A 14,249-nucleotide genomic window follows, 5' to 3' on the forward strand; every position below is an offset into this window, starting at 1 on the left:
ATATATAAACTCAATATCTATTTTTATAATTTAAATTTAATAAAATCGTACTAAACTTAAACAAATAAGCTATCTACATAGGCATAAATTCTTTTATTTCACTAAAAAAGTCATCTGTGTACACAAATGACTTTTTAATGTGATTATAGATTTTATTTTTTTATTATCTATACCTTTACGGTTCATTTGGTCCAATTAATCCCATTACCATTCCTTTTGGTAGATTAAAGGTTATATCCTTTAACGAAAAATATTTGTAATTTTTAATGACATTTTTTAACTCTAATATATTATCATAATTTTCCATAAAAACTCTCCTTAAATTTCTTTTAATGTTTTAAGTATTTCTATTAATTCATCAAATTCTAACCCTATGCTATTTGAAATATTAATTGCTTCAATAAATTTATCTTCAATTTCTTTAAGCTTTGCCTCTTTTAAAAATTCTCTATTTTGCTCTGCAACATACGACCCCTTTCCTCTAATTGTGTATATATATCCATCTCTTTCAAGTTCCTCATAAGCTCTTTTTGTAGTAATAACACTAACTCTAAGTTCTGCTGCTAAACTTCTTATTGATGGAAGTAATTCATTTTCTTTTAAATTTCCTGATATTATTTCATTTTTAATCTCTTTTGCTATTTGTTCATATATTGGTATTCCTAAAGTATTCGAAATTATTATGTTCAAATTTTCACCCCTCTTTATATATACTGTATATATCCTTTATATACAGTATATGCACATTGAATAATTTTGTCAATTATTTTTACAAACTTTCAGTATTACATTACAGTATTATACTTAAATGAATAAACATATTTCATTTATTGCATACATCTTAAAATATATTGCTATATTAACAGGTAAATCAAATGTAAATCTTAATAAAATCAATTTATATTATGATTAAATATAATTTATACCAATCTTATTATAAGTTACATTTAGGTTTTAATATTACTATTTAAAATTTAGTAGCAATAGCAATTTGAATTTTACACAAAGGAAAAAATTATATTGAAGTAATAGGTAGAATTAGTCTTTCATTCTTTTTATAAATGACTCTTAAAATGGATCTTATAAACTTAAAATTATGGGAGCTTTTTGATTTAATAATGATTGTTGTACAAACTATACTATAGTATTGTTCAATTATTTTATAACATTTAATATAAATATTAAAATTTTATTATGTAATTTTATTTGCATCATCAAAATTCGGACTTGTAATGAGTGAGACTATACAGGCTTTCGCAAATACGAATGCATTAACAAATAAATTTGACTTTGCAAAAACTCCATGTATTACTGTCTCTATATTAAGATATCTATTAATTCTTCTATTATTAAATTATTTATAAATATAATAAATTAGTTAATATTTAATTTATAAAAAAGTCTATGCGAAATATTCACATAGACTTTTTCAAAATTAATATTATTTATTTATTTTTCCGTTAGTAAATGAATTTACTATTATATATTTACTGTCTCCTACATTCATATACTCTATTTTGACCTTATCACCAACACTACTTAAAGCTACTTCTCTAGCTGTTTCTGTTGATACTGAATATATATTATCTGAACCTTTAAGCTTAATATCATATATACTAGTTCCTTCTTTTATAACAAGACCTATTCTTTCTATTTCTCCTTCTATAACTTTAGCGCTATTACTTCCTTCCAAAGAAATGTTTGTGTTAGTTAAAACTTCTAAATATTTATTTAATGTTGCTTGAAGAGAATCTCCAACTGCAACAGTATTGTAATTTTTAACATTAACCATAGCATAATTTTTAACTAATCCATTTGCATCTTTTAATGTCATAAAATACGTTGGTTCATTCTGAATATTTATTAAATAAGGGAATGTAGCTGTATATTTATATTGCTGAACTTTTCCTTCAGCGGACTTCATTGCAGCTGTTTCAGTTGCACCTGATGTTTTATACATAGTTGTTTTTCCAGTTCTAGTGTTAGTTAAAGTAAACCCTACTAATCCCTCATCATTTCCAACAGAAGTTATACCAGTATAATAATAACATTCATTTTTGTTATAAATAAGATTCATTCCATCTGTTGATAATAATTTATCTTTATCACTAAAATTAAATACTCCATGAACTAATGTACCCCATTTATCAATATAATTTTTTATAAATCTATCTGGTTGTATTCTATCAACCCATTTTGGCATATTATCTATATCATAAACTTCTGACTTACCACTTTGTGCATCAATTATTAAAGCACCTATTGCTTTATATTCTGTAATTCCAATAGCATTATCATATCTTGTTATTACCCAGTATGGCTTTCCACTATCATCTAATTCAAAAGTATAATCTGTATGGGCTTTCTTCATGTCCCTTAAAAAAGCTGCTCTATTTAAATCTGAAAATAGATATGCTGAATCTAAATATTTTATCTTTAATGGTTTTCCATCAAGTTCTGTTACAAGCTGTACATCATTTTGATTAGTTGCACTAACCTTTACATACCCCGCAGTTCCTTCCATGTTTGATAACCATTTAAAAAGTGATGAATGTTCAAGAGGTGCTACATAACAAAGTTCTCCATTTACACTTTGAAGAGTTAAATCACCTACATAAACTTGGCTTCCAAGGCTTGGTATTTCACCAAGTTTTTTGTCAGCTAATTTATCTGCTAGCTCTTTATCTATTGTAGGAAGTTGTTTTAAATCTATGTGATCTATTTGACTTGAAAATTCAACTGATTCAACTGGTCCAATTAAATTTCTATGATTTTTATAACTTATAACTGGACTAAAAAATACCATAAGTCCTACATATATTAAAAATACAATAACTCCTGACATAATGTATTTTTTACTAAAATGTGTAACTCCATAAATTATGCTACAAACTATAAAGGGAAGTATTAATACAAAAAAACTTAATGATAAATCAAGTATAAGCTTACTTTGAAATAATAATATTACCCCCAATAATAAATAAGCAATTAAAAGCCATTTTAAAAATTGATTAAATTTAGCAGTTTTATTTTTAATATTTTCCGTAAAACTATTTTTTGCATTTTTCATTTTAGATATATTTTCAAATATATCTTCAAAATCACCTCTACCATTCATGGTATATTCCTCCTTTTATTATATTGTTACAATTATATCATAATGTAATATTAAATACTATATATTAATAAAATTTATTCATTATTTTTTTAAAATATATAAAAAAAAATAATAGCTATGTTATCATTTAGATAACATAGCTATTATTCAAAATTTTCTATTCTTATTATATTTTTTATTTTTATAGATTTTCTTAACTCATATATATAATCTATTGCATCAATTATTTGTATTTCTTTGCATTTATCAGTAATTATTATGACACTACTAATATTATCATCTATAAAACTACTTTCTATATGCTCTATATTTATATCATATTCTCCTAAAATAGATATTACACTTCCTATAATATTTTTATTTATATTTATTCTTATATAATATTTGTTATAAGTACCTTCAATATTTCTAAAATTAATATTTTTATTTTTTATATTATTTAAATTAATATTTTTTATATTATTTATAATTAATTCTGCTTTTATTTTATCATTTTCTATTTCATTACAAATCATAAAATTACCATAATCTTTATGATTAATTAATAACCCAATTTCATTCTTTAATATATTGCATAATTTATTGTTTTTTGAGATAAGACAAGGATGTACTTTAAATTCTAATTTATTATTTTTAAATTTTAATATACTTAAAAGCCTTATGGCCATATTAAACTTTTCAGCATATTCAATATCTAATTTACTTATATTTTCTATACCTTCAATATATATTTCTTCATCTTCAATATCAATATTTAATACATTTGATGAAATAAATTTTAACTTATTTTTTGAATATTCCCCTTCAATATGTTTTAATAAATCAAATTTTTCACTATAATTATTCTTATAAGTATTTATTGCATCAATTAAATCTATGTTATTATTTTCCATTATATTAATTATATTATTAGATATATTATCTAATATACCAAAAATACTAATTATTTTATTTTTATCAAAATTTAATCCATCAATTAAAGAATCTATACTATATTTTACAGTAACATTTAATTTATTACCTATCTTTTTTAATAATTTATAATCTTTATAATTTAGACTATTTTCTAAAATAATTAAATGCTTTCTACTCTCTATACATTTTATTAAATTATCTAAAGTTAAAATACTTTCCTCTAAATACACAACTAAATTTATGTCATCATCTTTTAGTATTTCATTTATATTTGTAATTAAAATATCTTCTAATAAACTAATATCATACTCCTTTATTGAATTAATATTTTTAACTAAAATTTTTGATATTTCTATATTTTTATTAGATAAAAGCTTTTTTGTAATATTATTAAAACCTATTAATGCAATTTTATTCCCCATATTTATCCCCCTTAATTTAAAAACATTCCCTTACACAATATTATATATTCTAATGTAATTTTTTTCCATATTTATATATGAAAAAAGCTTAGTTTTTTATTTACAAAACTAAGCTTAATATTTTAATTTAATATTCTTCTTGCTCTACCTATACGGCTCCAAGGAACACTTGCTATTTTAACATAATCATGTGATTTTGGAGCTTCAATCCATTGACCATTTCCTATATACATACCAACATGTTGAAGATTTCCATAAAATAATAAATCACCTGGTCTTACATCATTTAATGATACTTCTCTACCAGCATTTATTTGTGAATATGTTGATCCTCCAATATTTATTCCAATTTGTCTAAATCCCCAATATAATAATCCTGAACAATCAAATGCTCTATATCCATTATTTATATATTTAGAAGGTATATTATATTTTCCAGCAGCTGCTGCATCAGGGAACATATTTTTAAACATTTTCAAACTGTCATGTGTTATTATTTCCCCTTTACCTCCCCATATATATGGAGATCCTATCTGTTGTTTTAATATATTAAACACAGTTTCAAAAGATGCTGATGTTGATGTAGATCCTGAACTATTAACTTCATTTTTATCAATTATTTTTATATATTCTGAACTTGCATAACCAACTTTTCCATTTGCATTTACTTTATACCAGCTTCCACTTCTTGCTGTAATTTTAAAAGTTTCTCCTGGGAATAAGTATCCAACAACAGAACTACTTGTACTTGGTGACTGTCTAAGTCTTAAACTTGTTGATACATTTACTACTTTTCCATATTCACCTAAAGCCTCACTGCTACTATTATTACTTGAATTACTATCTACTGTTGAATTTCCAACTATTTTTACATAATCTTGATGAACATATCCAGTTGTTCCGTTATGTTTTATTTTATACCATGAACCACTTTTTCCTAATATATCAAAAGTTTGTCCTGATAAAAGATACGCAACAACAGAGCTACTTGTACTTGGTGCATTTCTAACTCTTAAGTTAGATGAAATATTTATAACTTGTCCTCTTTTTCCAACTACATTGCTATTGCTTTCACTACTATTATTACTTGATGAATTATCTTCTCCTTGGCCTACTATTTTTACATAATCACTATGAATATAACCACTTGTACCTCTTGAATTTATTTTATACCAAGCACCACTTTTTCCTGTAATATTAAACTTATCTCCGTTATATAAATATCCAATAACAGAAGTATTAGTTCCAGCACCACTTCTTATTCTAAGACTTGATGATACATTAACTACTTGTCCAACTTTTCCACCTAAAGATTCATTACTTGAACTATTACTACTATTATTACTACTATTATTGCTTCCTGATACTTTACTTACATAATCTTCATGAACATATCCAGTTATTCCATTATGCTTTATTTTATACCATGAACCACTTTTTCCTAATATATCAAAAGTATTTCCTTCATATAAATATCCAACTATTGAATTATTAGTTCCAGCACCACTTCTTATTCTAAGGCTTGATGATACATTAACCACTTTTCCTTTTCCTGATTGTGATGATTCTGGACTTGAATTATTTGAACCTTCTTTTATATAATCTCCATGTGCATAAGCTTTCTGACCTCTAAAGTCAATTTCATACCATGCTCCTACTTTTTTAATAATATTTACTTTTTCTCCATTACGTAAATATCCTAATATATTTGAATCTGTATTTGGTTTAAATCTTACTCTAAGATTAGTTTCAACATTTACAACATAACCTACTTTATGTTCATCTGCATGAGCAGTAACTCCATCATGAAGTAAAATAGTTCCAGCACTAGCTGATGTTGCAAGCATTAATGCCACAATTTTTTTCTTATCCATTATATCACTCCCATATAACCAAGTATAACACCTTACAAATTAATTCTACTTTATTTTAACATATTTTTAAAGAAATTTTTATTTCTTTTTCCAATTTAAAACATTTTGTTAACTTATTAACCTAAATTACTTATTTTTTGTAAATTAAAGTCTCATTGGTAATGTACTACAGCAAACACTCCCACCTAATTTAACTATTTCATCATATTCACAAAATATAACTTTATAACCTGCTTTTCTTAATATTCTTGTAACTTCTATATCTGTAGCTATTATTCTCTTTTTATCTAAAACTACAAAATTAGGCCCTAAGTTATCTGCACTCTCTTTTGATATATAATATAAATTTTTTATTCTACTTTTTATTTCATCAATATCATATACATAATCACTTACTACTGCTGACTTTCTATCTATAGAATTAAATACACAATCTAAATGTAAGTTATTTTCACTATCAAATCTTATTGGAACTATTTCATATTTTAAATTTTTTTCTTCTACATAGTCTCTTAATTCATAAACTGCAGCTTCTGTTGTTCTTTGACTTATTCCAACAAAAACTGTATTACCACATATAACAATATCCCCGCCCTCTATATTATTTTCAAATATATAGTAATTTGTTCTATTTCTTTCTATATAATTTATTAATTTTTTAGTTTCACTTTTTCTAGATGCATTTCTTAAATTGCATATAAACATAATATTACCTAAAGAAAATCCTAAATCTCTAGTAAATAACTCACTAATACATCTTTCTGTATTTAAAAACTTAAATTTAATATTTTCTTCAGTTAATATATTAAGTAAATTATTATAGTTATCTAATGCCCTTTCTTTACTAAAATTATTTCTATATCTATTATTATTATCTATATCTATAAAACTTGGATATCTCATTAAAATATAATCTATTTCTCTCATTTTTACCTTCCTCTTCTGTCTAGTATTACTAATTATTCTTTCAAAAACCAAATAATTTGTCAATATTTTTTAATTCTAAATAAACGTTTCCTATCATCCCATGCTTATCATGACTATCAAATAATTTATGAAAATCTGAACCCGCTGTATATATATACCCATTTTCCTCTGCCAAATTCAAAAAGTATTTTGTATCTTTAATAGTATTTCTAGAGTGTATTGCTTCTATTCCATCAAAGTCAAACTTTAAAACTTCATTTAATATTCTTTTTCTCAAACATACAGGATGAGCTAATATAACTTTACCATTAAACATTTTTAAAAACTTAATTCCATCCTCTAAAGAAATTTTACTCTTTTTCTTAGAAATGACTTTTTCATTAAAAATTTTATTTTTAAATTCATTTATTTTTTTAAGCTTTAAAAGTTTTAATCCATCTAGGAACTTTTTATTTTTATATATTTTTGAATTAAAATATCCAAGTATATGAACTCTATTCCCTTTATATCTAGTAGATAACTCTATAGCTGGAACAACTTTAATATTTACTTTTTTAGATTCCTTAATAGCTTCCTCTACTCCATCTACAGTATTATGATCAGATATTGATATTACATCTAAACCAACTCTTTTTGCTAATATAACTATTTCTTTTGGAGATAATTCTCCATCTGAATAACTAGAATGTATGTGAAAATCTCCTTTCAAAACAATTTCTCCTTATAAAATTACATATACAATTAATTTATTCATCTATATATAAAATTGTACATATAAAAAAGCTATAAAGAAACATCTTCCTTCTAGCTTTTTTGTTAATTTTTATTTTTCTATTTTATTTATATCTTTTTCATCTATATCCTCTTTACTACCTGTTTCCTTTTCTAATCTTATATTACTTTTTGATATATAAATCTTCTTTGCATTTACTTGAGGTGGATTTGATTTAGTCATCTTTTCATCTAATGAAGCACATATATAGTCTCCAACTTCGCACTTTACAGAATCACACTTTGTATGTTTATTGCACTCTGTATAAATTTTAGTATCTTTATTTATTAAAAGAATAACCTTTCCTTTGTATATATTGCATCCTTTTAAATATCCATCAATAAGTACTCTAACATTTTTAGTATCTTTACATTCTTCTACCTGTTTAACTTCTCCTATAATAATAAGATTTTTAAATTGGTTAGCAGATGCAGAAATACTAAACATACTTAAAAATAAGGCTATAAATACTATGTATTTTTTTAACTGTTTTCTCATATATTTTCCTCCTAACTTAATAATACAAAAGTTATTTTTACCTTAAGTTTATTTTAATATTCATCCCTATCATAGGAAACGTTTACTTACCAAATGTATATAATATACTAATATTACTTTTATGGAGAATAATTTAATATGCAAAAATATGAAATACTTCAAAGAGGTAAATGTTTAATTTTATACTCTTTAATTTTAATTTTTTTAGCATTTTTTATATCAATCATTTCTAATTTTGTATATTCTGATGTACTTCTTATATTAGGAATTATTTTCTCTATAATTGGTGGTTTTTCTATTTCTGGTGGATTTCATATTGGAAACGGTATTAACACTTTAGGTCAAAGCAATTCTCAATACGTATCTAAAACTAATTTAGAAATGGTTCACCATGAAAAAGAATCACTTGATAGGGCAAATAATGCTCTAAGAACTACTATATTTGATGTTAAATTCCATAGTGCTGAATTAATGCTTAGTGGAATACTATGTATTATAATAAGTTTAAGTTAATATAAAAACACCCAGAAAATTAATATTTTCTGGGTGTGATTTTAATTATTCTTCATTCTCTTCTTTTAAATTTATTGATATTCCAAGCTCATTTAATTGCTTTTCATCTACAATGTTTGGAGCTTCACTTAAATAACAATATGCATTTTGGTTTTTAGGGAATGCTATAACATCTTTTATATTATCAGTTCCTGCTAAGAACATTATCATTCTATCTAATCCAAATGCTAATCCGCCATGTGGTGGTGGACCAAATTTGAATGCTTCTAGTAAGAAACCAAATCTCTTCCAAGCTTCTTCCATTGTAAATCCTAAAGCTTTAAACATTCTTTCTTGAAGTTCAGTGTCATGAATTCTTATTGATCCTCCACCTAACTCTTCTCCATTTAAAACTAAGTCATATGCAATTGATCTTACTTTTCCTGGTTCAGTTTCTAAATACTTTAAGTCTTCTTCCATTGGTGCTGTGAATGGATGGTGACATGCAGTGTATCTTTCTTCTTCTTCACTATATTCAAATAATGGGAACTCTGTAATCCAAGTGAAATTAAATTCATTTTTATCTTTTATTAAATCAAGCTTTTTAGCAAGTTCTAATCTTAATGCTCCTAAGCTTTGGAATACTACTGAATTTTTGTCTGCAACTATTAAAACTAAATCGTTAGTGTTAGCTGAAACTTTTTCTAAAAGATTAGTCATTTGTTCTTCTGTTAAGAACTTAGCTATTGGAGATTGTATTCCATCTTCTTTAACTTTAATCCATGCAAGTCCCTTAGCTTTATAAGTTTTTACAAATTCACCAAGTCTATCAATATCTTTTCTTCCCATAGAAGCTCCACCTTCTACACAAAGACATCTAACTGACCCACCATTTTCTAAAGGTTCTTTAAATACTTTAAAATCAACATCTTTAACTACTTCTGATATATCTTGTATCTTCATTCCAAATCTTAAATCTGGTTTATCTGATCCGTAGCTTTCCATTGCTTCTTTAAAAGTCATTCTCTTAATTGGAAGTTTAACTTCATGACCTAAAACTTCTTTAAATACATGAGCTATTAATCCTTCATTTAAAGCCATTACATCTTCTTGCTCAACAAAGCTCATTTCTAAGTCAACTTGAGTAAACTCTGGTTGTCTATTTGCTCTTAAATCTTCATCTCTAAAACATTTAGTTATTTGATAATATTTATCAAATCCTGAAACCATTAATAATTGCTTAAATATTTGAGGTGATTGTGGAAGTGCATAAAACATTCCTGGATAATTTCTTGAAGGAACTAAGTAATCTCTTGCACCTTCTGGAGTACTTTTTGTAAGTACTGGAGTTTCAACTTCTAAAAATCCACAATTATCTAAATAATCTCTTATTGCCTTAGTAGTCCTATTTCTTATCATAAATATTTTTTGCATATCTGGTCTTCTAAGGTCTAAATATCTATACTTTAATCTTATATTCTCAGCTGCATCTAGTCCTTCTTTTATATATATTGGAGGTGTTTCTGATTCTGAAAGAATTCTTATATCCTCACATTTTAATTCTACAAGTCCTGTAGGTAATTCTTTATTTGGAGCTTCTCTAAGTACTACCTCACCAGTAACTGCTATACAATATTCTGGTCTAACTCCTTTTGCTTTTTCGAAAACTTCTTCAGTAACATCATCTCCAAATACTACTTGCATTATTCCAGTTCTATCTCTTAAATCTATAAACTGTAAGCCTCCAAGTTTTCTATTTCTTTGAACCCATCCCATTAAGGTAATTTTCTTACCTACATGCTCTTCTCTAGGTTCACCACACATCATTGTTCTCTTTAATCCACTAAGTGATTCTGCCATATGTGATTCCTCCATATCTATATTATTTTTTCTCTGCAAGCTAAAACAAATTTTAAGCTTTAATAAGCTCTTTTATTTTTTCTAAATCATCTAAGCTTAATTCAAATTGTTCTCCATCACTCATTCTCTTAAATTTAGCTTTTCTATTTTGAAGTTCATCATCACCTAAAACAACATTGAATTTTGCCCCTATTTTATTCGCATATTTCATTTCTGCTTTAAAGCTTCTTCCTGCATGATTTATTTCTGAACTTACTCCAATTTCTCTTAAAGCATGAGCTAGCCTAAATGCTTCCTTAGCCCCTTCTTCTCCCCTAGCTGCTAAATAAAGTTCTACTGTTGGATCCTCATTTATAACTATACCTTCTTTTTCAATAGCAAGTATAAGTCTTTCTATTCCCATACCAAATCCAACTGCTGGTGTTTCTGGTCCACCAATTTCTTCTATTAGCTTATCATATCTTCCCCCTCCACATACTGTGAAGTCTGAATTTAATATTTCAAATATTGTTTTTGTATAATAATCAAGTCCTCTAACAATTCCTGGATCAACTGTATAAGGTATACCTAAAATATCTAAATATTCCTTTACCTTATCAAAATGATCACTACATTCATCACAAATATAATCCAATATTATTGGAGCACTTTTAGTTATTTCTTTACACTTATGTTCTTTACAATCTAATATTCTCATTGGATTTTTGTTAAATCTTGTTTTACAAGTTGGACATAAGTTATCATAATTTTCTTCTAAAAATTTCTTTAATGCATCATTATATTTAGGTCTACAATTTGGACATCCTAAATTATTTATATTAAGACTTAATCCTTTAAGCCCTATCTTTTTTAATATAGTCATAGCAAGAGCCATAACTTCTGCATCTATTGAAGGCTTTTCACTTCCAAACATTTCAATTCCATATTGATGGAATTGTCTATATCTTCCTTTTTGCGCTTTCTCATATCTAAAACATGGTGTTATATAGAAAAGTTTTGTTGGTTGTGCTTCATTAAATAATCTATTTTCAATAAAAGCTCTAACAGCTGGAGCTGTTCCTTCAGGTTTTAAAGTAATACTTCTACCACCTTTATCTTCAAAAGTATACATTTCCTTTTGAACTATATCAGTTGTTTCTCCAACACCTCTTAAAAATAACTCAGTATGTTCAAACATTGGAGTTCTAATTTCTCTTATACCAAAATTTTTTGATATTTCTCTAAATATATTTTCAACGTAATGCCATTTATAAGCATCAACTGGTAACATATCTTTAGTACCTTTAGGTGCCTGTATTTCCATTATCTTTCCTCCTACTTATACAACGTATTTAGTAAATCTATTTTACCTTCAATCATTTCATCTATTCTATTTATATATTCTCTAACATCTTTAACATTTGGAAATCTTTCAATTCTATTTTCTTCTCTAAATACAACTTTAGATACAGCATCAGCTCCAAGTGCTATTATACTTTGAGTATCTTCAATCATTTGCATATTATATATACATTCTTTTCCCGCTTTAGAATATCCTATATTCTCCATATTTCCAACCATATTTTTTTGTCTATACATATAGTAAGGTATAAGTTCTAAATCATTTGCTAGCTTTCTGCTTTCTTCATACATTTTTGAAATTTCATCTTGTGGTTTAACTCCAAGTCCTTTTTTAAGTATGAAATTTTCATAAAGTCTAGAGCCTCTTTTTAATGAAAGTCCATGAACTGTTAAACTATCTGGATTAAGTTCTTTTATTTCATTTGCAGTTTTTATAGCTTCTTTAATACCTTCTCCTGGAAGTCCTATTATCATATCCATATTAATATCTTTAAAACCTAATTCTCTTGCAATTTTAAATTTTTCTTTTACATCTTCTGAATTATGATTTCTTCCAATTAACTTTAATGTTTCATCATTCATAGTTTGAGGATTTATACTTATTCTAGAAACATTATATTTTTTCATAGTTTTAAGTTTTTCTAAAGTTATTGAATCAGGTCTTCCACATTCAACAGTAAATTCTAATATACCTCTATTTACCACAAATGCATTATAAACCTTATTCATTATTTCTTCAAACTCTTCATTAGATACTGATGTAGGAGTTCCTCCACCAAAATATACTGTTTCTATCTCTAACCCTTTTTTATCTACATATTCTTTAATTTTCTCTATTTCATAAGAAAGTGCATCTAAATATGGTTTTACAAGTTTTTTATTTCCTGATATAGGATTTGATGCAAAAGAACAATATAGACATCTAGTAGGGCAAAATGCCATTCCTATATATATAGCTATTTTTTTATTATTTATATCTAAAAACTTTTCTTCTACCTTTGCAATATCAATGCAAAGTTTTGCTTTTTCTTCTAAAGCCATATGTTTTTCATAAAAATATTTTATTATTTCTTCTTCGCTTTTTCCTTCATTTAATAGTTTTAATGCAATTTTAGAAGGTCTTATTCCAACTAAAGTTCCCCATGGATAAATATCTCCCGTTAAACTTTTAAGTCCTTTAAAAATAGTTTTCTTTATTATATCTTTTATATTTTCTTCTATTTTATCTTTTTCTTCAAAATTACCACTTTTAAAAACAACTTCATCTTTATTAATATCTACAGTGTAATCAAATTCATTTTCATTTTCAAATTTTATTTCATCTAAAGGAAAATATAAATTAAACATTTGATATACATCATATCTGTATTTTAAATCATTCAATCCTATATTAATTTTCATATTTTCTCCTTACTTTAAAAATGGATTGTTTTTCTTTTCAAATCCTATAGTTGTTTTTGGTCCATGTCCTGGATATACAGTTATATAATCTCCAAGTGGCAATAATTTAACCCTTATACTATTAATTATTTTTCCAAAATCTCCACCTGAAAAATCAGTTCTTCCTATTGACCCTTGAAACAATGTATCTCCTGAAAACAAATCATCTCCAATTAGAAAACAAACTCCACCTTCTGTATGACCTGGAGTACATATAACATTAACTTTAGTTTTCCCTATATAAAGATTAGAATCTTCTGTTAAGAATCCATCTGGCTTTCTTATATTTCCAAATACATAATTATCATTTTCTACATATTTCATTTCTGCTTCATTTACATAGAATGGAATATTAAATGATTGACTTAAGTATTCAACAGCTCCAACATGATCTAAATGAGCATGTGTTAATAATATAAATTTTGGCTTTATATTAAGTCCTTCTATTATTTGTTTTAACTTTAGTTCATCTCCACCTGGATCTATAATTCCTGCTTCTTTAGTATCATTATCTATTATTAAATAACAATTTGCATCATATATACCTGCTGGTATTGTTTTAACTATCATCAAAAATCATCTCCTTATTA

13 protein-coding genes are annotated in these 14,249 nt (G+C 25.6%); 1 reads left to right on the plus strand and 12 read right to left on the minus strand.

The window, feature by feature from the left end; all coding sequences use genetic code 11:
• Positions 1-175: 175 nt before the first annotated feature.
• The 8 genes from AC4FQ1_RS02980 to AC4FQ1_RS03015 form a co-directional block, all read right to left on the minus strand.
• The gene (locus tag AC4FQ1_RS02980) at positions 176-307 is read right to left on the minus strand and encodes a hypothetical protein (RefSeq protein WP_491168896.1); all 132 of its coding nucleotides are present in this window, start codon (positions 305-307) and stop codon (positions 176-178) included.
• Positions 308-318: 11 nt separating this feature from the next.
• The gene (locus AC4FQ1_RS02985; protein ID WP_491146815.1) at positions 319-690 is read right to left on the minus strand and encodes a GntR family transcriptional regulator; all 372 of its coding nucleotides are present in this window, start codon (positions 688-690) and stop codon (positions 319-321) included.
• 751 nt (positions 691-1,441) lie between these two features.
• Positions 1,442-3,070, minus strand: coding sequence for an NADH dehydrogenase subunit 6 (locus tag AC4FQ1_RS02990; protein ID WP_491168973.1), 1,629 nt, complete (start codon positions 3,068-3,070; stop codon positions 1,442-1,444).
• A gap of 191 nt (positions 3,071-3,261) precedes the next feature.
• Positions 3,262-4,455 carry a hypothetical protein gene (locus AC4FQ1_RS02995; protein ID WP_491168897.1) on the minus strand — a complete coding sequence of 398 codons (1,194 nt, stop codon included), beginning with the start codon at positions 4,453-4,455 and terminating at the stop codon, positions 3,262-3,264.
• Between the two features lie 122 nt (positions 4,456-4,577).
• Positions 4,578-6,329 carry a C40 family peptidase gene (locus tag AC4FQ1_RS03000; RefSeq protein ID WP_491168898.1) on the minus strand — a complete coding sequence of 584 codons (1,752 nt, stop codon included), beginning with the start codon at positions 6,327-6,329 and terminating at the stop codon, positions 4,578-4,580.
• Positions 6,330-6,473: 144 nt separating this feature from the next.
• Positions 6,474-7,256: a dimethylarginine dimethylaminohydrolase family protein gene (locus AC4FQ1_RS03005; RefSeq protein ID WP_491168899.1), complete on the minus strand. Its 783-nt coding sequence runs from the start codon at positions 7,254-7,256 to the stop codon at positions 6,474-6,476.
• Positions 7,257-7,296: 40 nt separating this feature from the next.
• Positions 7,297-7,965: a PHP domain-containing protein gene (locus AC4FQ1_RS03010; RefSeq protein ID WP_491168900.1), complete on the minus strand. Its 669-nt coding sequence runs from the start codon at positions 7,963-7,965 to the stop codon at positions 7,297-7,299.
• A 114-nt stretch (positions 7,966-8,079) separates the two neighbouring features.
• Positions 8,080-8,526, minus strand: a complete 447-nt coding sequence (locus AC4FQ1_RS03015; protein WP_491146810.1) for a hypothetical protein — start codon at positions 8,524-8,526, stop codon at positions 8,080-8,082.
• 138 nt (positions 8,527-8,664) lie between these two features.
• On the opposite strand from AC4FQ1_RS03015, the gene AC4FQ1_RS03020 reads away from it, so the two are divergent.
• A complete protein-coding gene (locus tag AC4FQ1_RS03020; protein WP_491168901.1) occupies positions 8,665-9,039 on the plus strand; it encodes a hypothetical protein in 375 nt (124 codons plus the stop codon).
• Between the two features lie 45 nt (positions 9,040-9,084).
• Here the strand turns inward: AC4FQ1_RS03020 and aspS are convergent, their stop codons facing one another.
• Genes aspS through AC4FQ1_RS03040 form a run of 4 tightly spaced genes read right to left on the minus strand, consistent with a single transcriptional unit; the run spans position 9,085 to position 14,229 of the window.
• Entirely contained in the window at positions 9,085-10,878 is a 1,794-nt protein-coding gene (gene aspS / locus AC4FQ1_RS03025; protein ID WP_303128608.1) for an aspartate--tRNA ligase, read from the minus strand.
• 52 nt (positions 10,879-10,930) lie between these two features.
• Entirely contained in the window at positions 10,931-12,181 is a 1,251-nt protein-coding gene (hisS, locus tag AC4FQ1_RS03030) for a histidine--tRNA ligase (RefSeq protein ID WP_303128611.1), read from the minus strand.
• 11 nt (positions 12,182-12,192) lie between these two features.
• On the minus strand, positions 12,193-13,620 hold the full coding sequence (locus AC4FQ1_RS03035; RefSeq protein WP_491168902.1) for a coproporphyrinogen III oxidase: 1,428 nt from the start codon (positions 13,618-13,620) through the stop codon (positions 12,193-12,195).
• A gap of 9 nt (positions 13,621-13,629) precedes the next feature.
• Positions 13,630-14,229, minus strand: a complete 600-nt coding sequence (locus AC4FQ1_RS03040) for an MBL fold metallo-hydrolase (protein ID WP_491148131.1) — start codon at positions 14,227-14,229, stop codon at positions 13,630-13,632.
• Positions 14,230-14,249: the final 20 nt, after the last annotated feature.

The sequence above is a fragment of the Clostridium sp. TJA020 genome, from assembly GCF_058310295.1.

Bases quoted from the DNA above. Each gene is read 5' to 3' on its own strand.
- AC4FQ1_RS03035 (WP_491168902.1), bottom strand. From the start codon at position 13,620: ATGAAAATTAATATAGGATTGAATGATTTAAAATACAGATATGATGTA.
- AC4FQ1_RS02990 (WP_491168973.1), bottom strand. From the start codon at position 3,070: ATGAAAAATGCAAAAAATAGTTTTACGGAAAATATTAAAAATAAAACT.
- AC4FQ1_RS03040 (WP_491148131.1), bottom strand. From the start codon at position 14,229: ATGATAGTTAAAACAATACCAGCAGGTATATATGATGCAAATTGTTAT.
- AC4FQ1_RS03020 (WP_491168901.1), top strand. From the start codon at position 8,665: ATGCAAAAATATGAAATACTTCAAAGAGGTAAATGTTTAATTTTATAC.
- AC4FQ1_RS02995 (WP_491168897.1), bottom strand. From the start codon at position 4,455: ATGGGGAATAAAATTGCATTAATAGGTTTTAATAATATTACAAAAAAG.
- AC4FQ1_RS02980 (WP_491168896.1), bottom strand. From the start codon at position 307: ATGGAAAATTATGATAATATATTAGAGTTAAAAAATGTCATTAAAAAT.
- hisS (WP_303128611.1), bottom strand. From the start codon at position 12,181: ATGGAAATACAGGCACCTAAAGGTACTAAAGATATGTTACCAGTTGAT.
- AC4FQ1_RS03000 (WP_491168898.1), bottom strand. From the start codon at position 6,329: ATGGATAAGAAAAAAATTGTGGCATTAATGCTTGCAACATCAGCTAGT.
- AC4FQ1_RS03005 (WP_491168899.1), bottom strand. From the start codon at position 7,256: ATGAGAGAAATAGATTATATTTTAATGAGATATCCAAGTTTTATAGAT.
- aspS (WP_303128608.1), bottom strand. From the start codon at position 10,878: ATGGCAGAATCACTTAGTGGATTAAAGAGAACAATGATGTGTGGTGAA.
- AC4FQ1_RS03015 (WP_491146810.1), bottom strand. From the start codon at position 8,526: ATGAGAAAACAGTTAAAAAAATACATAGTATTTATAGCCTTATTTTTA.